General features: G+C 62.3%; 16 protein-coding genes. 5 read left to right on the top strand and 11 right to left on the bottom strand.

Going from position 1 to position 18,830, the window contains the following annotated elements:
• Positions 1-2 precede the first annotated feature (2 nt).
• From PDR5_RS25060 to PDR5_RS25080, 5 genes are all read right to left on the bottom strand, one after another.
• Entirely contained in the window at positions 3-839 is an 837-nt protein-coding gene (locus tag PDR5_RS25060) for an ABC transporter ATP-binding protein (RefSeq protein ID WP_064599624.1), read from the bottom strand.
• Positions 827-1,630 carry an ABC transporter permease gene (locus PDR5_RS25065; protein WP_064599626.1) on the bottom strand — a complete coding sequence of 268 codons (804 nt, stop codon included), beginning with the start codon at positions 1,628-1,630 and terminating at the stop codon, positions 827-829. The genes PDR5_RS25060 and PDR5_RS25065 overlap by 13 nt, the downstream gene beginning before the upstream one ends.
• Before the next feature lie 10 nt (positions 1,631-1,640).
• Complete coding sequence (locus PDR5_RS25070) at positions 1,641-2,618, bottom strand: ABC transporter substrate-binding protein (RefSeq protein ID WP_064599628.1); 978 nt, start codon at positions 2,616-2,618, stop codon at positions 1,641-1,643.
• A 298-nt stretch (positions 2,619-2,916) separates the two neighbouring features.
• On the bottom strand, positions 2,917-4,287 hold the full coding sequence (locus PDR5_RS25075) for an aspartate aminotransferase family protein (protein WP_064599630.1): 1,371 nt from the start codon (positions 4,285-4,287) through the stop codon (positions 2,917-2,919).
• A 32-nt stretch (positions 4,288-4,319) separates the two neighbouring features.
• Positions 4,320-5,813 (bottom strand): aldehyde dehydrogenase, encoded by a 1,494-nt coding sequence (locus PDR5_RS25080; RefSeq protein WP_064599632.1) that lies wholly within the window; start codon positions 5,811-5,813, stop codon positions 4,320-4,322.
• 239 nt (positions 5,814-6,052) lie between these two features.
• Here PDR5_RS25080 and PDR5_RS25085 point away from each other — a divergent pair, with 239 nt between their 5' ends.
• Positions 6,053-6,967, top strand: coding sequence for a LysR family transcriptional regulator (locus PDR5_RS25085; RefSeq protein ID WP_007958716.1), 915 nt, complete (start codon positions 6,053-6,055; stop codon positions 6,965-6,967).
• 90 nt (positions 6,968-7,057) lie between these two features.
• Here the strand turns inward: PDR5_RS25085 and PDR5_RS25090 are convergent, their stop codons facing one another.
• Complete coding sequence (locus PDR5_RS25090) at positions 7,058-8,206, bottom strand: hypothetical protein (RefSeq protein ID WP_064599634.1); 1,149 nt, start codon at positions 8,204-8,206, stop codon at positions 7,058-7,060.
• 92 nt (positions 8,207-8,298) lie between these two features.
• Positions 8,299-10,818, bottom strand: a complete 2,520-nt coding sequence (gene hrpB / locus PDR5_RS25095; RefSeq protein WP_064599637.1) for an ATP-dependent helicase HrpB — start codon at positions 10,816-10,818, stop codon at positions 8,299-8,301.
• Positions 10,819-10,926: 108 nt separating this feature from the next.
• Between hrpB and PDR5_RS25100 the strand changes: the two genes are divergently transcribed.
• On the top strand, positions 10,927-11,346 hold the full coding sequence (locus PDR5_RS25100) for a hypothetical protein (protein WP_039771823.1): 420 nt from the start codon (positions 10,927-10,929) through the stop codon (positions 11,344-11,346).
• Between the two features lie 15 nt (positions 11,347-11,361).
• Complete coding sequence (locus PDR5_RS25105) at positions 11,362-12,258, top strand: cation diffusion facilitator family transporter (RefSeq protein ID WP_064599639.1); 897 nt, start codon at positions 11,362-11,364, stop codon at positions 12,256-12,258.
• Here the strand turns inward: PDR5_RS25105 and PDR5_RS25110 are convergent.
• Positions 12,252-13,301: a DUF6515 family protein gene (locus PDR5_RS25110; RefSeq protein WP_064599642.1), complete on the bottom strand. Its 1,050-nt coding sequence runs from the start codon at positions 13,299-13,301 to the stop codon at positions 12,252-12,254. The genes PDR5_RS25105 and PDR5_RS25110 overlap by 7 nt on opposite strands.
• A gap of 455 nt (positions 13,302-13,756) precedes the next feature.
• On the opposite strand from PDR5_RS25110, the gene PDR5_RS25115 reads away from it, so the two are divergent.
• Together PDR5_RS25115 and PDR5_RS25120 are read left to right on the top strand one after the other, a co-directional pair.
• On the top strand, positions 13,757-14,236 hold the full coding sequence (locus PDR5_RS25115; RefSeq protein WP_007909658.1) for an Lrp/AsnC family transcriptional regulator: 480 nt from the start codon (positions 13,757-13,759) through the stop codon (positions 14,234-14,236).
• A 293-nt stretch (positions 14,237-14,529) separates the two neighbouring features.
• A complete protein-coding gene (locus PDR5_RS25120; protein WP_003228500.1) occupies positions 14,530-14,739 on the top strand; it encodes a DUF2788 domain-containing protein in 210 nt (69 codons plus the stop codon).
• On the opposite strand, the gene PDR5_RS25125 is transcribed toward PDR5_RS25120, so the two are convergent.
• From PDR5_RS25125 to PDR5_RS25135, 3 genes are all read right to left on the bottom strand, one after another.
• Positions 14,734-15,369: a pseudouridine synthase gene (locus PDR5_RS25125; protein WP_064599644.1), complete on the bottom strand. Its 636-nt coding sequence runs from the start codon at positions 15,367-15,369 to the stop codon at positions 14,734-14,736. The genes PDR5_RS25120 and PDR5_RS25125 overlap by 6 nt on opposite strands.
• Positions 15,370-15,441: 72 nt before the next feature.
• A complete protein-coding gene (gene amn / locus PDR5_RS25130; RefSeq protein WP_172829511.1) occupies positions 15,442-16,941 on the bottom strand; it encodes an AMP nucleosidase in 1,500 nt (499 codons plus the stop codon).
• 191 nt (positions 16,942-17,132) lie between these two features.
• Complete coding sequence (locus PDR5_RS25135) at positions 17,133-18,782, bottom strand: acyl-CoA dehydrogenase family protein (protein ID WP_064599645.1); 1,650 nt, start codon at positions 18,780-18,782, stop codon at positions 17,133-17,135.
• Positions 18,783-18,830: the final 48 nt, after the last annotated feature.

Raw genomic sequence — 18,830 nt, forward strand, 5'->3', positions numbered from 1 at the left:
CCTCAATGAGCTTCTTCGAGATCGTCGTGCAACAGCCCGAAGATCTGCCGTTTCATGTCGATGAACGAGCGCTCCATCACCATGTCCAGAGTGCGCGGGCGCTCGATCGGCACATCGAGAATCTGCTTGATCCGCCCAGGCCGCGCGCCCATCACATACACCCGGTCGCCAAGCAGAATCGCTTCGTCGATGTCGTGAGTGACGAACAGCACGGTTTTCTTGCTGTTGCCCCACACCCGCAATAACAGCTGCTGCATTTGCAGGCGGGTCTGGCTGTCGAGGGCGCCGAAGGGTTCGTCCATCAGCAGGATCTGCGGATCGTTGGCCAGTGCCCGGGCAATCGCCACCCGCTGCATCATGCCGCCGGAGAGCTGCTTGGCGTAGTTGTCGGCAAATCCCGACAGGCCGACTTCGTGCACATAGTGATCGACAATCTCCTTGCGCTTGGCCGCCGGCATGCCCCGTCGCTTGAGGCCGAACTCGACGTTCTGCCGCACCGTCAGCCACGGAAACAGCGTGTAGCTCTGGAACACCATCCCGCGATCCGCGCCGGGGCCCTGCACTTGCTGGCCGCCGACGTAGATCTCGCCAGAGGTCGGCTCGGCCAGGCCGGCGGTGAGGTACAGCAGGCTCGACTTGCCGCAGCCCGACGGCCCGACCAGCACCGCGAATTGCTGATCCGGCACCTCGAACGACACTTCTTCCAGCGCGGTGAAGGTTCCGCCGCCGGGCTTGGTGTAACGCAGGCTGACCTTGTCCACCTGCAACCTTGGCGCGACGTGTGCCGGTGCGGCGACCGGCTCGATGAAACGACGGTTGGCAGCGGTTACTGAGCCCATGCGGCAATCCTCAAACGCAAGAAGCGGAACAGTTGATCGGTGACCAGGCCGAGCAGGCCGATGATCGCGATGGCGAGAAAAATCACATCGACCTGAAAGCCGCGCATGGCCTTGAGGCTCAAGTAACCGAGGCCACTGGAAGCGGCGACCAATTCGGCGACCACCAGATAGGTCCAGGCCCAACCCATGGTCACCCGCAAGGTGTCGAGCACACCGGGCAACGACGCCGGGGCGATCACGTGCAGCACCGCGTCACGCCGGTTGGAGCCGAGGGTGTAAGAGGCGTTTATCAGATCCTTGGAAATGCCTTTGGACACGTCGGCGATCATCACCAGTTGCTGGAAGAACACGCCGAAAATGATCACCGACACCCGTTGCTCCAGACCGATGCCGATCCACAGGATGAACAGCGGCACGAACGAGGTCACCGGCAGATAGCGGATGAAATTCACCAGCGGTTCGAGGAACGCCTGGACGATGCGGAAGCTGCCCATCAGCAAGCCCAGCGGCACCGCCACCAGCGACGACACGATGAAACCGACCATCACCACTTCGACACTGGCCCAGACATGCTGGCCCAAGGTGCCGTCGCGGCTCAGGCGCACGGCGGCTTCGACCACCGCGCCGGGCGTCGGCAAGAACATCCCCGGCACGACGCCGCCATAAGACAACCCGGCCCACAGGCCGACCAGCAACACCCAGGCCAGCCCGCTGGCGCTCCACACCACCGGCACCGGCAAGCCGGTCTTCGGCGTGATGCAACGGCTCAGCCATGAATTGCGCTTGAACATGAGCAGTCTCCTAGAGCGGGCTGACGAAACGGTTATCCACCAGATCGTCGTTGCTGACGTTGTAGGGCTTGCCCTGCAATTCGCTGGCGGTTTCGTTGGCCAGTTTGATCAGCGGTGCGCTGTCACCCGGCTTGCCCGGCGAGCCAAGGAGTTTTTCGCTCATGGCCTGATCGTAGAAGCGCACGCCCTGCGCGGCAGCGGCCAGTTCCTTTGGATCGGACAGGTAACCGCCGACACCCTTGGCCATGATTTCGTAGGCTTTCTGTGGATGGTCCTTGGTGAACTGCACCGCTTTATAGAGGCCGGCGACCAGCGCCTTGACGTCTTCCGGCTGCTTCTCGATCACCGTGCAATTGAGCGCCACCACATCGACGATCACCCCCGGCGTACTGCTGCTGTCGATCAGCACCTTGCCCTGCTGCTTGTCACGCACCATCGACAGATGCGGCTCCCAGGTCACTGCGGCCGGCACACGACCGGCGATGAACGCGGTGGCGGCATCGTCAGCGGTCATGTTCTGCACGGTGATGTCGCTCATGCTCATGCCGTTCTTTTTCAGCAGGTACGACAGCCAGAACTGCGAGGTCGACCCTTCGTTGACGGCCACGGCCTGGCCCTTGAGTTCTTGCAGGCTCTTCACGTTTTTACCGACCAGCACACCGTCGCCGCCATGGCTGTCATCCAGCGCGGCCACGGCCTTGAAGCAGAACTGCGGGCGGTACTTCAGCACTTCGTCGATGGTCGACGCCGAGCCGGACAATTGCCCGGACGCCTGGGCGGCCATGTACATCGAAGCCTCTTCGACCACCGGCAATTCGACGGTCAGGCCGTTTTCCTTGAAGTAGCCCAGATCCTGGGCCAGGTACAGGGTGCCGTAACCGACCCACGTGGTGTGGCCGATCGACAAGGTGCCGGCCTGAGCGGCGGTGACTGAAAGGGCGGAAATCGCCAGAGGACCTGCAAGACGGGTAAACAAGGACTTGTTCATGGAGCACTCCCAACGCTGTTGATTTAGTTGTCATGGGCAGTACGGTCAGCCTCGTCGGCGCGGATGCACGCTGCGGTCTCTGCTGGACTCTGGCGGGCAATGCCTTGGCTGGCGAAATCGATGTTGACCCAGGCTTGGCCTCAGGAAAACGAGGAAATAGTTAGACGCGAACGATGAAAAAACTGGGTAGTGCGCACCGCGAAAGGGCGCGTCGGACGGGGGTGCCCGAGGTGGGTGCAAAGCCCAAAAAAATCGCAGCCGAAAGCTGCGATTGTTAGCGTTTCATACAGGTTTCAGATCAGAGCCGACCGTATTCCTGCGCGGTACGATCCAGCGCTTTCAACGTCTTGCCCACCAGTTCGTCAATCTCCTCACGGCTGGCAATCAACGCCGGCGCCATGATCATCCGCCCCAGTGTCGAGCGAATGATCACCCCCTCCTCAAAACCGATCGTGCGGCAGCGCCAGGCGATGTCGTTCTCATTGGCAAAGCGCTTGCGCGTGGCCTTGTCTTCGGCCAGTTGCAACGCCGCGACCATGCCGGTGCCCTGGATATCGCCCACCAACGGGTGATTGCCGAACACCTCGCGCAGGCACTGTTGCAGGTACGGGCCGATGTCATCCTTGACCCGCGTCACCACGCCTTCATCGCGCAGGGCCTTGAGGTTGGCAATCGCCACCGCCGCCGCCACCGGGTGCCCGGAATAGGTCAGGCCGTGGGCGAACACACCGCCCTGTTCCACCAGCACGTCGGCCATTTTTTTCGACAGGATCAGGCCTCCCATCGGGATGTAACCGGAGGTCAAACCCTTGGCGATGGACAGGGTGTCCGGCTCGAAACCGAAGTATTCGTGAGCGAACCATTCGCCGGTACGACCGAAGCCGCCAATCACCTCGTCGGCGCACAACAGCACGTCGTATTGGCGGCAGATGCGCTGGATTTCCGGCCAGTAGCTTTCCGGCGGGAAGATCATCCCGCCCGCGCCCTGGAACGGTTCGGCGATGAACCCGGCGACCTTGTCCGCGCCCAGTTCGAGGATCTTCGCTTCCAGTTGCTGCGCCGCCAGCAGGCCGAATTCTGCCGGGGTCAGATTGCCTTCGTGGGCGAAGAAGTACGGCTCGTCGATGTGCGCGATGTCGGGAATCATCCCGCCCATTTCGTGCATGAACTTCATGCCGCCGAGGGCCGTCGCCGCCAGGGTCGAACCGTGATAGCCGTTCCAGCGGCCGATCATGACTTTCTTCTCGGGCTTGCCCAGCACCTGCCAGTAACGGCGCACGGTACGGATCAGCACCTCGTTGGCCTCGGAGCCGGAGTTGGTGTAGATCGCGTGGCTGTAGTGCCCCGGCAGCAGGCTGAACAGCAACTCGGAGAGCTCGATCACCTGCGGGTGGGTGGTGTGGAAAAACATGTTGTAGTACGGCAACTGCTCCAGTTGCCGGCTCGCGGCGGCGTTCAGATCCTTGCGCCCGTAACCGAGGTTGGTGCACCACAGCCCGGACATGCCATCGAGGTAGCGCCGACCGTCGTTGTCCCACAGGTGCAGCCGTTCCCCGCGCACCATCACCCGTGGGCCTTCGTCGTTGAGGGCCTTCTGGTCGACGAACGCATGAATGTGGTGCGCTGCATCGGCGGCCTGGTAGTCGCGGGTTTCACGTGAGGTGGTCATCGCCGGATCTCCTTTCTTGTTGTGAGCGGCTGTCATGAGCGCAGTTGAAACCAGGTGGTTTTCAACTGGGTGTATTTGTCGAACGAGTGCAGCGACAGATCGCGGCCGAAACCCGATTGCCGGCCGCCGCCGAACGGCACGGTCACGTCCAGCGCATCGACGCTGTTGACCGACACCGTACCGGCTCGCAATTGCCGCGCCACCCGGTGCGCGCGGTGCAGATCATCGGTCCACAGCGACGCCGCCAGACCGTAGACGCTGTCGTTGGCCAGTTGCACGGCATGGGCCTCGTCATCGAACGGCATCACCGCCAGCACCGGGCCGAACACTTCTTCACGAAACAGGGTCATGTGCGGCTGCACGTCGGTGAAAATCGTCGGCTGAACGAAGTTGTCCGAGCCGTTGAAACTCAATTGACGGCCGCCACAGACGCGGGTCGCGCCTTCGCGTTCGGCCTGATGGATGAAGCGCAGAACGCTTTCGGTCTGACGAGTGTCGACAATCGCCCCGGCCGCACTCGCCGGATCCAGCGGATCGCCCGGCTGCCAGCGCTCGGCCTGAGCCTTCAGCCGCTCGACGAACTCATCATGAATCGAGCGCTCCACCAGCAACCGCGAGTTGGCCGAACAGACTTCGCCCTGATTGAAGAAGATCCCGAACGCGGCTTTCTGCGCCGCCAGATCCAGATCCTTGCAGTCGGCAAACACCAGATTGGCGCTCTTGCCGCCGCACTCCAGCCACACCTGTTTGAGGTTCGACTGCGCGGAGTACTGCATGAAATATTTGCCGACCTGGGTCGAGCCGGTGAACACCAGGCAATCGACATCCGGGTGCAAGCCCAAGGCTTTGCCGGCCTGTTCGCCGAGCCCCGGCAGCACGTTCAGCACACCGGCCGGCAGCCCGGCTTCCAGCGCCAGCTCGGCCAGACGCAACGCGGAGAACGGCGATTGTTCGGCGGGTTTGAGAATCACCGAGTTGCCCGCCGCCAGCGCCGGCGCGAGCTTCCACGCGGCCATGTCCAGCGGGAAGTTCCACGGCACCACAGCCGCGACCACGCCCAGCGCTTCGCGGGTGATGGTCGCCAGCACGTTCGAGGCGCTCGGCGCGACCTGATCGTAGAGCTTGTCGAGACTTTCGGCGTACCAGCGGAACACCCCGGCGGCGCCCGGCACGTCGATGTTGTAAGCGTCCATCACCGGTTTGCCCATGTTCAGCGAATCGAGCAGCGCCAGTTCTTCGCGATTGGCCAGAATCAGATCCGCCAGCCGCAGTAGCACTTGCTTGCGCTCGGTCGGTGAACGCCCGGCCCAGGTGCCTGCTTCGAATACCTGCCGCGCATTCTGCACCGCCGCGTCGACATCCTCTTCACCACACGCGGCGACGTTTGCCAGCAGCTGGCCAGTGGCCGGGTTGATCGCGGCAAAGGTCTGCCCCGACTGCGCCGCACGCAATTTGCCGTCGATCACGGCCTGGTACGGATAGCTCAATTCAGCGGCCTTGCGCTGCCAGTCTGCAAGCTCGAACACGGTGGTTGCTCCTTGGACTTTTATTCTTTTGCGAACAGTGCGGGGTCGATAGTCGCTCAGGCCCGTGCGGGCTAAAACCAGTAAAAATGTCTTCGCAGACAATAAAAAAGGTAACCAGCCAATGGCCCCTTCGCGCGCGTATGGGGCTATTGTTCAGGGACAAAAAAACCGCCGACAGAACGGAGGCCGGCGGCGTACAAATTGCTTGGATGTGCAATCCGTTCGCTTTGAGGTTCACCGTGGCCGCTTACAACCTGCGTCAGTTGAAATACTTCATCACCACCGTCGAATGCGGCAGCGTCGCCGAGGCCTCGCGCAAGCTGTACATCGCGCAACCGGCGATTTCCACGGCGATCAAGGGGCTGGAAGACAGCTTCGGCGTGCAACTGCTGATCCGCCATCACGCCCAGGGCGTGTCCCTGACACCGAGCGGCGCGCGTTTCTTCCGCAAGGCCCAGGAACTGCTGCGCATGGCCAAGGAATTCGAACAGAACGCCCTCGCCGACAACGACGTGGTGGCCGGACAGATCGATATAGGCTGTTTCGAAACGGTAGCGCCGCTGTACTTGCCGCAACTGATTGCCGGCTTCTCGGCGCTGTATCCGGGGGTGAAGATTCGCATCCGCGACGGCGAACAACAGGAGCTGGTGCAAGGCCTGACCTCGGGCACCTTCGATCTGGCAATCCTGTACAAGCACGACCTCGACGCCACCATCGAAACCGAACCGCTGATGCCGGCCCAACGGCCTTACGCCCTGCTCCCGGCCGATCACCGCTTCGCCCAGCTCAAACAGGTTTCGCTGCGAGACCTGTGCCTGGAGCCGATGATCCTGCTCGACGTGCAACCGAGCCGCACCTACTTCGTCAGCCTGTTCGAAGAACTCGGCCTGTCGCCGCGCATCGAGTTCAGCTCGCCGTCGATCGAAATGGTGCGCGGCATGGTCGGCCAAGGTTTCGGCTTCTCGATCCTGGTCACCCGCCCGCATTCGGAATGCACCTACGATGGCAAGAAAGTCGTGTGTGTCGACATCGTCGAAGACGTCACCGGCTCAGGCCTGGTGGCGGCGTGGCTCAAACGCGGACAACTGACCAAACCGGCGCAGCTGTTTGCCGATTATTGTCGGGAGCAGTTGACGGCGAAGGCCAGCCGATAAAAATCAAAAGATCGCAGGCTGCGATCTTTTGATACCAGCTTTATAAAACTCAGGCTGTCGCCGGAAAGCCGATGCCAATCCCCAAAAAACCTATTGATCGTTTTCCGTACCGAGTTGAGGGTCAATTTCAACGAAGTTCCGACGCAAGTAACCTTCCATGGCTATGTCTTCAATTGCCCACTCACCATGCCCGAGGTTGCCGACCAGGTCGCGGCGTTGCAGGCGCTTCAAGGCAGTCTGAACCGTCGTCGCGCTGGGCACGTGGCCACCGGGCATCTCGCTGCCAATCCACTCGCGTCCTTCGGTAGAAAAAATGGGAAGGCCTTTCACCAGCCCGATAAGTACGGTGAAATCCAGAGGTGCCATCTCCAGGATCAGGTTCTCGAAGTTGCCTTCGTCCGTCATGGTGCTCCAGGCTCGATGGTCTGCATCTCGTACGCTGAGCCCCTCAGTGAGGCACAGCAGGAATACGTCGCGAATGTACTTGGGCATGTATCCCCGGGCAGCGAAACGCTCGAAAGCGGCGTTTACCTCCCACTCCCTTCCGGTGATTTCCTGGAACCGCTGGCCCAGATGCTGGACAAATTCCAGGCCAAGATTAGGAAACTGGATCTCGTGGCTGAACTGATAGAACGGTGCTTTGGTACGACGAAACATTCGATGCAGGCCATCCTGGGAGGACCCTGTAAACACTGCAAAGACTTCACCGTGCGCCTGCTGCAATAGCGAACGGAGCGTAGCAGTCAAGTCTTCGAATTCTTTCCGGCTCGCCAGATGCTGGACCTCGTCGATGATCAGCAGCGCCTTGCCGTTACCGAGTATCCGGAAGCGCTCGAAGAGCTCGATCAGGTTCAGTCCGCCCTCCTTCGCCAGCTCGGCCTTGACTGTTACGCCGTCGGTACTGGCACCGGCCTCCACCGACTGGACGAGAGACCCCGGTCGCATGAGCTTCAGCCAGTTGCGTCGCAAGAACCCTGTACCGTGGATGGCCTCATACAACGCACACGCGATCACCCGCTCAGGATGCGCCTTGTCAAACCACAGGTCTGCTGTTGCAACAATAAAGCCGTGAGCCTTGGCAATTGGTATCAAGTCGTTGAGCAGAAAGGTGGTTTTGCCCTTGCGCCGAGGTGCGAATATCGTCGCGGCGTTCTGCAGGCGTGACTCGAAAGTGACCAGGATTCCTTCAGCCAGGTTGGTGCGAGGGAAGAGCAGCGAGTCCTTGGTTTCCGGGGTCATTATGAGCCTTTATGTCAAAATACATAATTTATGAATAAAGAAATAATTACGCATAATTGAGGAAGATGGAAGGCCTACCTGAATGCCGTCTGTTACGTACCCCGTGGTTTTGCCCGAGCAGTGGCTTCAGCCACCAATGGATCATCCGGCCAATAATGCTTCGGATACCGCCCCTTCAGATCTTTCTTCACTTCGGCATAGGTGCTGCGCCAGAAGTTGGCCAGATCCTGGGTCACCTGCACCGGGCGCCGTGCGGGCGACAGCAGGTGCAACTTGACCACTTGCCGGCCGCCGGCGATGCGCGGTGTGTCGGCGAGGCCGAACAACTCCTGCAAGCGCACGGCGAGAATCGGTGGCTGCTCGCTGTAGTCGAGGCGAATCGACGAGCCCGACGGCACGCTCAGGTGATGCGGCGCCTGTTCGTCGAGTTGCTGTGGAAGCGGCCACGGCAGCAGATTGCGCACGATGCTCGACAGGTCGAGGTTGGCGAAATGACTGAGGCGCGAGACCTTGCCCAGGTAAGGCATCAGCCAGTCTTCGAGGGTTTTCAGCAGTGTGGCGTCGCTGACATCCGGCCATTGGCTGTCGCCCTTGGCGTCCAAGTCGAGCTGACGCAGCAACGCGACTCGCGCCTGCCACTGGCGCAGTTCCGGAGTCCACGGCAGCAGCTCCAGACCTTTGCGCCGCACCAGATTGACCAGCGCCTGACTGCGGGCGTTTTCGTCGAGACCAGTCAGCGGTTCGCGGCTGAGGATCAGCTCGCCCACCTTGCGCTGACGCTCGGCGCGCAGCACGCCTTCGCGTTCGTCCCAGTCCAGTTGATCGACGTTGTGCACCTGTTCGGCCAGCACCGAGTCGAACAGCGCCGGATCGAAATCCGCCGCCAGATAGATCCGTTCTTCGCGCTGACCTTGGCGGCTGCCGAGGTCGGCGATGACGATCCACGGTTCCTTCATCAGGCTGTCGGCTTCGGCGAACAGCGCCGCGCGACCGTTGGCCAGACGATATTCGGCGCCACCGGCCCGTCGCTGCTGGGCGACGCGATCCGGGTAGGCCAGCGCCAGCAAGGCGCCGAGCCAGCGCGGGTGATCCGGGTCGGCGACCGGCTCGCTCGGTTGCCCACGCAAGTAGCCGCGATATTGCCGCGCCAGTTGCCGGGCTCGCTGCACACCGCCCTGGGCACCACGAGCCGCGCGCTCTTCGCCGGACAGCAGCGCCAGACGACTGTGCAGATCGGCCCCGGCGCCACGCAAAATGTCGCGCTCGCCGAGCAACGCGGCGACGTCGCACGCCATGTTTGCCAATCCCAGTGCCTGACCGCGCAACAGCAAATGGGCGATGCGCGGATGTGCCGGCAATTCAGCCATGGCCTGACCGTGGCGGTTGAGGCTTTCGCCGTCCAGCGCACCGAGGCGCTGCAACAGGTCTTGAGCCTGTGCATAAGCGGCGGCCGGCGGCACGTCCAGCCAGATCAGATCACTCGGCGCCACACCCCAGCGCCCGAGTTGCAAGGCGAGGCCCGCAAGATCCGCCGAGAGGATTTCCGCGCTGCCATAAGCCGCCAGTTGTTCATGCTGATCCTGCGACCACAGGCGATAACACACGCCCGGTTCCAGACGCCCGGCCCGGCCGGCACGCTGGGTGGCACTGGCCTTCGAGATGCGCTGAGTGTCGAGGCGGGTCATGCCGCTGCCCGGATCGAAACGCGGCACCCGCGCCAGCCCGGCGTCGATCACCACGCGCACACCGTTAATGGTCAGGCTGGTCTCGGCGATGTTGGTGGCCAGCACCACTTTGCGCTGGCCCGGCGGGGCCGGGTCGATGGCGGCACGTTGCGCGTTCAGGTCGAGTTCGCCGTGCAACGGGCAGAGCAACACATCGCTGCGCTCACCGATGGCGTCCGCCAACTGCTGATGAACCCGGCGGATTTCCGCCTGCCCCGGCAGAAACACCAACAGGCTGCCGGTTTCATCATGCAGGGCTTCGAGCACCGTTTGCGTGACGCGTTGATCGATGTATTCGCCGGGCTGGAACGGCCGGCCCCAGCGCATCGTCACCGGGAACATCCGGCCTTCGCTGCGCAGGATCGGTGCGTCGTCGAGCAGCCCGGCCAGACGTTCACCTTCAAGGGTGGCGGACATCAGCAGAATCTTCAGCGGTTGTTCAGCTCGAAACAGCTCGCGACCGTTCAGACTGAGCGCCAGCGCCAGATCGGCGTCGAGGCTGCGTTCGTGAAATTCGTCGAAGATCAGCAGACCCACGCCTTCCAGCGCCGGGTCGTCCTGCAAGCGCCGGGTGAGGATGCCTTCGGTGACCACCTCGATGCGGGTGTTGGGGCCGACTTTGCTGTCGAGACGGATGCGATAACCGACAGTTTCACCGACCTTCTCGCCCAGCTCGCTCGCCAGCCGTTCCGCCGCTGCGCGGGCGGCCAGCCGACGCGGTTCGAGCATGAGAATGGTCTGCCCGTTCAGCCACGCTTCATTGAGCAGGGCCAAGGGCACGCGGGTGGTTTTACCGGCGCCGGGCGGTGCTTCGAGCACGGCTTCGTGGCGTGTCGCGAGGGCTTCACGCAGGGCGGGTAAAACGTCATCGATCGGCAAAGAAATCATGCTGGCTCCAAAACAGAGGGCCGAGTATAACGGCGAACTGCCAGGCGTTCGTCAGGGTCTTAACTTCACACGATGACGCTTCGTTAACAGATGACTCAGGAGATTCCCATGCGCTTACCTTTTCGCCTGATCGGCGGTGTACTGGTTGCCACCCTGCTCACCCAGATCACCGCGTGCGGTTCGATTTTCTACCCAGACCGGCGCGGCCAGATCGACGGCAAGATCGACCCGGCGATTGCCGTGCTCGATGCCGTGGGCCTGCTGTTCTATATCCTTCCTGGCGTAATCGCGTTTGCCGTGGACTTCGCCACCGGCGCGATCTACTTCGAACCGGGCCACACGGCGCAAGTCGATCCGGCCAAGCTCAAGCAAGCCATCGGCCCGGACGGCCAGGTCGATAACCTGAAGTTGCAGGCTATTCTCGAAACGGAGCTGGGTCGTAATCTGCCGCTGGACGACCCGCGCCTGATCCAGCACAAGGGCAGCACCCAGCAACTGGCGATGTTCGGCCTGCAACCTGCCGCATAAGGAATTGACGCACCCATGACCACAAGCACCGAACACGCCCGCCTGCTGCGGCTGGCGACCCGCGCCTCGGTGGCGGTGGCCTGTACGCTGATCATCGCCAAAGCCATCGCCTGGTGGCTGAGCGGTTCGGTGAGCATGCTCGCCGGCCTCACCGACTCGGCCCTCGATGGTGTCACTTCGTTGCTCAATCTGCTGGCGGTGCATTACGCGCTGCGCCCGGCGGATGATGATCACCGTTATGGGCACGGCAAGGCCGAATCCCTGGCGGGCATGGCGCAGGCGCTGTTCATTGGCGGCAGTGCGGTGCTGATCGCGTTTCAGGCTTATGAGCGCCTGAAACATCCCGAGCCGCTCGGCGCGCCGTGGCTGAGCATTGGTGTGATCGTATTTTCCCTGCTGCTGACTGTCGCACTGTTGATGCTGCAGCATCGGGTCATCAAGCAGACCGGCTCCAACGCCGTGCGGGCGGACTCGCTGCATTACCGTTCGGACCTGTTGCTTAACGGCAGCATTCTGATTGCGCTGGTGTTGGCCGGTTTGGGTTTCGATCAGCTGGATGCGTGGTTCGGTCTGGGGATCGCTGCCTACATCTTATGGAGCGCAATCCAGATCGCCCGGGAAAGTTTTTCGGTGTTGATGGATGAAGAACTGCCGACGGATGTCAGTCAGCACATGCTCGAACTGGCCTGCAGCGTACCGGGCGTGTTGGGCGCGCATGATTTGCGCACACGGATTTCCGGCAATCACTGGTTCGTGCAGTTGCACCTGGAACTGCCGGGGGAACTGACGCTGTCAGTGGCTCACGGCATCAGCGATCAGGCGGCGGATGCCATTCACAAAGCCTACCCACGGGCCGAAGTGCTGGTGCACGCCGACCCGCAGGAAGTGGTCAAAGCCGCTCGGGCTCAGTAGTTGACCTGATAACCGCGACTGCTCAGGCAATTGCCCTGGGCCTGGCGGTAGGCCTGCACCACTTCGGGCGCCGGTTGATAAGTCGCGGTGCGCGGATTGAAGCCGCTCTGCTGCACCGCGTACTGATAGCACTCATAGCCGTCGCGCTGAACCTGCTCAGGTGACTGACCGTTGGCCGGATAGGCCTCCACGTCGTAGCCATTGCCGGTCGGCTGCGGTGGTTGCTGCACCGGCGGTTCGACCACCACGTAATCCTGCGTCGCTTCCTGATAGGCGTAGTACGAGCCGGCGGCGAGGAACAGCAACGAACCGCCGACCCACACTTCACGGGCGTAATCCGGCAGGTACTGGATGCGAATTCCGCGCGGCGGTTGGACCACGATGTAGCGCGGGCCTTGCGGGCGATACCAATAGCCGCCGGAGTAGAAATAGTCCTGGCCGCGATACGGCACACGGTAGTCGCGATCCGGGAAACGATCGATTACATGACCCGGCCGGTATTGCGGACCGGGGCCCCAGCCGTTGCCATGCCCGTCGGGGCGACCCGGCCAGCGGTTGTCGTTGGGGCGGTTGCCGGTCTGCCAGTTCTGGTGATAACCGTTCTGCGGGCGCTCGTCGCGGTAGTAACCCTGACGAGGTTCCTGGGTCTGGCGCACGGTGTCGGGGCGCGGCTGGATCGGCAGGTCATTGGCCGGCAGTTGTGGCGGCGGTGGCGGCTGGCGCACCGGGTTGGGGTTGTAGGCCGGACGTGGCTGGTTCTGGTTCTGCCACTGGCCATTGTTCGGTTGGCCGCGGTTCTGCTGGCCGTTGTGCTCGAACTGGCGGCTGTTGTCGCCACGGATGATGTCGTTGTTCTGCCGCTGCGGATTGTCTTGGCCGCGCTGCTGATTGCCGCCGCCATGGCCCTGATTGTTACCCTGATGCTCCGGCCCGCGTCCGCCGCCGTCGGGGCCGCGATTCTGCGGCTCATCCGCCAGCGCTTGCGCACCGATACTCACACACAGCAAACCAACACTGGCCAGACGCCAGATGCGCGACTTCATGGAATTCCTCACTGCGGACCGGGGCCTGAAATTAAGAGGGCGTGTAGCTAAGACCGGGGATGGACACACCGGGTTCTGCTACAGGTTATCAGTCACGGCATTTATTTATTGAGCGAGATGGGCCAAATCGCGGGCAAGAAAAAAGGGAGACCCGTCGGCCTCCCTTCTAGAGAACTTCGTCCTGGCTCGACGCTTTTGACGTCGGCTCACCTCACGCCGTCTTCTGGACAGTGTGCAGCTCGGGGGCCGGCACAACCCCGGTGGGGGTGGCGGCCGCGGCGGGCCGGATTGGGCGGGCCGCAGTGGACTGTGTTACCGAGCAGTGATTCTGGTGATAAGAATAGGCCCGGAGCCGCGACAGATGATTGCGAAGATTGCTCAAATAAACATCACTTGCGCAATTTTTAACCCTGGATAGATAATCCGCCGCAATAGTTAAGACAAAGGACCGTTTGATGAGCAAACTCGACCGTTACGACCTGAGTATTTTGGCGGAATTGCAGCGCGACGCCCGCATCTCCAACCAGGAACTGGCCGAGCGCATCGGTCTGTCGCCCTCCCCGTGCTCGCGCCGGGTCAAGCAACTGGAGGATGACGGCTACATCTCCCGTCAGGTTGCCCTGCTCGATCGCAAGATGCTCGGCCTGAGCCTGACCGCCTACGTGCTGATCGGCATGGACCGGCACACGCCGGAGCGTTTCGAAAATTTCGAAGCGGCGATCCGCACCTTGCCGCAAGTGCTGGAATGCAGCCTGGTGACTGGCGTGGATGCCGACTATCAGCTGAAAGTGGTGGTGCCGGACATGGATCACTATCAGAAGCTGCTGCTGGGGCATCTGACCCGGATCGAAGGCGTGACCAGCGTGCGCTCGAGTTTTGTGCTGAATCAGGTGCTCAACAGCACCGAATTGCCTCTCACGCATCTGCGTAGCTGATCAGAGCTGCCCTCATCGGAACGCCGCCCGCCCAGCCCTCTCCCGGAGGGAGAGGGGGCCGACGGTGGGTTGCTCGAGAAGTACGCCGACCTGAACGCCCTGCTGTGAATCCATAATCGACTGGAAATTTCAGGTCGATGTATGACGCCAGACACCTCGGTCAGTCCCCTCTCCCCCCGGGAGAGGGTTAGGGTGAGGGCCAGTCGTCGGATCAGACCCAGATCAATGCCACCCCGCCCCCCTTGGCGTATACTCGCCGCGCCCTTTTAGCCCCGTGCGTGCCGGAGAACCCGATGGATCCAGCAGTATTTGAAGAGTGGATGATGACCGGTCTGGTCAGCATCCTGATCATTTTCATGGGTTTCATCGTCTGGGATCTGGCGAAGAAGTCCAAGGCCGGGCGCTTCGGCTCGTTCATTCTGTTCTTCGTGCTGGGCCTGGGCGTGGCCGCGTTCATCATCAAGAGTGTGGTGATCGGCCTGATCGAGTCCGGCGCCTTATAAGCGCGCCGGCACTTCTTTCCACTGGCCCTGATCGAGCCCTTCGATCGTCCAGTCACCAATCCTGACCCGCACCAGCCGCAACGTCGGCAGCCCGACCGCCGCCGTCATCCGCCGCACCTGACGGTTGCGCCCTTCGCGAATCACCAGCTCCAGCCAGGTTGTCGGAATCGTTGCGCGAAAGCGTACCGGCGGATTGCGCGGCCACAGCTCGGGCTCATCCAGTTGCCGCGCTTGCGCGGGCAAGGTCATGCCGTCATTCAGCTCGACGCCGTCACGCAGACGCTGCAACTGCTCGGCCGTCGGCACGCCTTCGACCTGCACCCAATAGGTTTTCGTCAGTTTGTGCTTCGGGTCGGCGATCCGCGCCTGCAACTGGCCGTCGTTGGTCAGCAGCAGTAAACCTTCGCTGTCGCGGTCCAGCCGCCCGGCCGGGTAGATGCCCGGAATGTCGATGTAATCCTTGAGCGTCGCCCGCCCTTCACCGTCGCTGAACTGCGTCAGCACATCGAACGGTTTGTTGAACAGGATCAGCTTCGGCTCAGCGGGCGGTGCCTTGGCGACACGGCGCGGGGCTGAAGAAGCTGGCTTCGCGCCGGGACGGCGGGAAGGTGGACGTTGGGGACGGGACATAAGTGCACAGGCATTTGGCGATCAGGGCTGACAATGCTAGTGCCCCGACCGCCAAATGACCACGACAAACCGTTAGCGGAACGGCGGTTCGTCGAAGCTGCGCAGTTTGCGCGAGTGCAGCGAGTTGAGTTCGGTGCGCAGCAGATCCACCGCTTCAATGCCGATCTTCAAATGCTGGCTGACCGCACGTTCGTAGAACGCGTTGGCCGAACCCGGCAGCTTGATTTCACTGTGCAGCGGCTTGTCCGAAACGCACAGCAACGTGCCGTACGGCACTCGCAGGCGATAACCCTGGGCGGCGATGGTGCCGCTTTCCATGTCCACCGCCACGGCGCGGGACAGGTTGATCAGCGGTCGCTCCTGGGCCCAGCGCAACTCCCAGTTACGGTCGTCGTAGGTCAGCACGGTGCCGGTGCGCAGGCGCTTCTTCAGCTCTTCACCCTTCTCGCCGGTGATGTTGGCTGCCGCTTGCTGCAAAGCCAGTTGCACCTCGGCCAGCGCCGGGATCGGAATGTTCGGTGGCACCACGCGGTCGAGGATCCCGTCGCGACGCATGTAAGCGTGAGCCAGCACGTAGTCGCCGATGGTCTGCGACTGACGCAGGCCGCCGCAGTGACCGATCATCAGCCAGCAATGCGGACGCAGCACGGCCAGGTGGTCGGTGATGTTCTTGGCGTTGGACGGGCCGACGCCGATGTTGACCAAGGTCACGCCATGGCCATCGCTGGCGATCAGGTGATAGGCCGGCATCTGGTAGCGATGCCAGACCACACCGGCGGCAATTGCCGAGGCTTCGCCGTGATCCATGCCTTTTTCGATGATTACGTTGCCCGGCAACACCATGCGCACGAAACGCGGGTCGCGGCGCAGTTGCTCCAGGCCATGGACGATGAACTGGTCGACATAACGATGGTAGTTGGTCAACAGGATCCACGGCTGCACATGGCGCCAGTCGCTGCCGGTGTAGTGCACCAGACGACGCAGCGAGAAGTCGACGCGCGCGGCGTCAAACAGCGCCAGCGGCAGCGGATCGGTGTTTTCCCAGTCGTAGAGCCCGTCGGCAATGCCATCGGTGGCGGCGGACAGGTCGGTACTCGGGAACACTCGCGCCAGCACGGCGGCAGTGACGCCGGAGCCGGCCAGTTCATCGCCCTGCTCGACCACGTACGGGTACGGAATGTTCTGCCCGCTGACCCCGACTTCGACGGTCACGGTGAAGTCGTGCATCAGCGGTGTGAGCTGCTCGAGCAGGTATTTGCGAAACGCCTTCGGATGGGTAACGGTCACGCTGTAGGTGCCCGGCAACTGCACCTTGGCGTAGGCGCGGGTGGTCTGCGGGACTTCGCCCTGGCAGTGGTAGGTCAGACGCAGTTCGGGATAACGGAACAGGGCACGTTGCTCGGCGTCGGGCTCGACGCGGTCCTTGAGGTAACGCTTGAGCGCCGAGTTCAGCGCCGTGGTGGCCCGCTCATGCAGCTCGGCCAGACGATCCACGGCCTGTTCGGCGGTTTGAACGACAATAAACGCTTCGGTCACGATCAGCTTCCTGTGTTCTGACTTGCAGGGCTTCATCTTGCCTGCATCGTGGCGTCACGGAAACAGTGGCGTTGTGGCTATTCATCAATCTGTCAGGAATATGCAATTCGTGTGGGAGCGGGCTTGCCCGCGAAGGCGTCAGCACAGCCACCTCGATGCTGAATGTGCTGGCCTCTTCGCGGGCAAGCCCGCTCCCACAAGGTTTTGCAGTGTCTGGGAGATTTGCTTCAGAAACCTTGCGGCGTCGAGCGGGCGACGATGGCTTCGACATCCAGCCCGCGCGGCAACGCGCCGTAGACCCGCCCGCCTCCGTTCAGACGACTGGCGATGAACGCATCGCTGACCGCCGAATTCCCGGCCTCCAGCAGCAGCTTAGCTTGCAGTCCCAAAGCGATGTCTTCGGTCAATTGCCGAGCGCGGTACTGAATGTCACTGGTGTCCTTGAACTGCGCCTGCAATTGCTGGATGTGCGCGGCCAGTCGCTTGTCGCCATGGCCATCGCCCAACTCACTGAACAGCACATCGAGCACGCCCGGCTCTTTCGACAAGGCGCGCAATACATCGAGGCATTGCACGTTGCCGGAGCCTTCCCACGTCGAGTTCACCGGTGCTTCGCGGTACAGACGCGGCAGAATGCTGTCTTCGACATACCCGGCGCCGCCCATACACTCGGCGGCTTCGTTGATCATCCCCGGCGCACGTTTGCAGATCCAGTACTTGCCCACCGCAGTCACCAATCGGGCGAACTGCGCTTCATGGCCGTCGTCCAGATGATCCAGCGCCTTGCCCATGCGCAGGCTCAGAGCCAGCGCGGCTTCGCTTTCCAGCGCCAGATCGGCCAGCACGTTCTGCATCAGCGGTTGTTCGCTGAGCAGTTTGCCGCCGACCTTGCGATGGGCGCAGTGATGACTGGCCTGGGTCAGCGCCTGACGCATCAGCGAACTGGAGCCGACCATGCAGTCGAAACGGGTCATGGCCACCATCTCGATGATGGTCGGCACCCCGCGTCCTTCCTCGCCGACCATCCACGCCAGCGCACCACGGAACTCCACTTCGCTGGAAGCGTTGGACTGGTTGCCGAGTTTGTTTTTCAGACGCTGGATGTAGAACTGGTTGCGCGTGTCGTCCGGACGATGGCGCGGCAGCAGGAAACAGCTCAGGCCCTTGTCGGTCTGCGCCAGCGTCAGGAACGCATCACACATCGGCGCCGAACAGAACCACTTGTGCCCCACCAGTTCATAAGCCTGGCCCGGGCCACTGGCGCCGACCGGATAAGCCTTGGTGGTGTTGGCGCGCACGTCGGTGCCACCCTGCTTCTCGGTCATCGCCATGCCGATGGTCACGCCAGCCTTGTGGGCCATGCCGACATTGCGCGGGTCGTATTCGGTGGCGAGGATTTTCGGCAGCCACTGTTCGGCCAGATTCGGCTGCAAACGCATCGCCGGCACACTGGCGAAGGTCATGGTCAGCGGGCAACCGCTGCCGGCCTCGGCCTGGCTGTGCAGGTAGGTCATGGAGGCGCGGGCGACATGGGCGCCATCCTGTGGATGAGCCCAGGGCAGCGAGGTCAAGCCATGTTCGATAGCGGTGCGCATCAGCTCGTGATACGCCGGATGAAACTCCACCAGGTCGATGCGATGACCGTAGCGGTCATGGCTGGCGAACACCGGTTTGTTTTGATTGGCGAGGAACCCGGCCTCCATCAACGGGCCGCCGGCCAATGCGCCGTAAGCGTCGATCCGCGACTCGGCCCAGCCGGCGCCGAACCGCCGCGACCACTCCTGCAATGGCAGGTCGATGCGGTACAGGTTGGTGCCGTCCAGCGACGGTGGCTGGTTGGTGACTTCGTGGGTTTCGGCGAACTGATGCAGGTTCATGACGGGGCTCCTTGATCGGCCAGAGCTTCAGTTAAGCACCGCCCCGGA

It is taken from the genome of Pseudomonas sp. DR 5-09, from assembly GCF_001655595.1.
GTDB classification, from domain to species: Bacteria; Pseudomonadota; Gammaproteobacteria; order Pseudomonadales; family Pseudomonadaceae; genus Aquipseudomonas; species Aquipseudomonas pharyngis.

Excerpts from the sequence above, each read along its gene's own strand:
- PDR5_RS25120 (WP_003228500.1), top strand. The coding sequence starts at position 14,530 with ATGGATCCAGCAGTATTTGAAGAGTGGATGATGACCGGTCTGGTCAGC.
- PDR5_RS25065 (WP_064599626.1), bottom strand. The coding sequence starts at position 1,630 with ATGTTCAAGCGCAATTCATGGCTGAGCCGTTGCATCACGCCGAAGACC.
- hrpB (WP_064599637.1), bottom strand. The coding sequence starts at position 10,818 with ATGATTTCTTTGCCGATCGATGACGTTTTACCCGCCCTGCGTGAAGCC.
- PDR5_RS25135 (WP_064599645.1), bottom strand. The coding sequence starts at position 18,782 with ATGAACCTGCATCAGTTCGCCGAAACCCACGAAGTCACCAACCAGCCA.
- PDR5_RS25090 (WP_064599634.1), bottom strand. The coding sequence starts at position 8,206 with ATGACCCCGGAAACCAAGGACTCGCTGCTCTTCCCTCGCACCAACCTG.
- PDR5_RS25100 (WP_039771823.1), top strand. The coding sequence starts at position 10,927 with ATGCGCTTACCTTTTCGCCTGATCGGCGGTGTACTGGTTGCCACCCTG.
- PDR5_RS25070 (WP_064599628.1), bottom strand. The coding sequence starts at position 2,618 with ATGAACAAGTCCTTGTTTACCCGTCTTGCAGGTCCTCTGGCGATTTCC.
- PDR5_RS25060 (WP_064599624.1), bottom strand. The coding sequence starts at position 839 with ATGGGCTCAGTAACCGCTGCCAACCGTCGTTTCATCGAGCCGGTCGCC.
- amn (WP_172829511.1), bottom strand. The coding sequence starts at position 16,941 with ATGAAGCCCTGCAAGTCAGAACACAGGAAGCTGATCGTGACCGAAGCG.
- PDR5_RS25105 (WP_064599639.1), top strand. The coding sequence starts at position 11,362 with ATGACCACAAGCACCGAACACGCCCGCCTGCTGCGGCTGGCGACCCGC.
- PDR5_RS25125 (WP_064599644.1), bottom strand. The coding sequence starts at position 15,369 with ATGTCCCGTCCCCAACGTCCACCTTCCCGCCGTCCCGGCGCGAAGCCA.
- PDR5_RS25075 (WP_064599630.1), bottom strand. The coding sequence starts at position 4,287 with ATGACCACCTCACGTGAAACCCGCGACTACCAGGCCGCCGATGCAGCG.
- PDR5_RS25115 (WP_007909658.1), top strand. The coding sequence starts at position 13,757 with ATGAGCAAACTCGACCGTTACGACCTGAGTATTTTGGCGGAATTGCAG.
- PDR5_RS25110 (WP_064599642.1), bottom strand. The coding sequence starts at position 13,301 with ATGAAGTCGCGCATCTGGCGTCTGGCCAGTGTTGGTTTGCTGTGTGTG.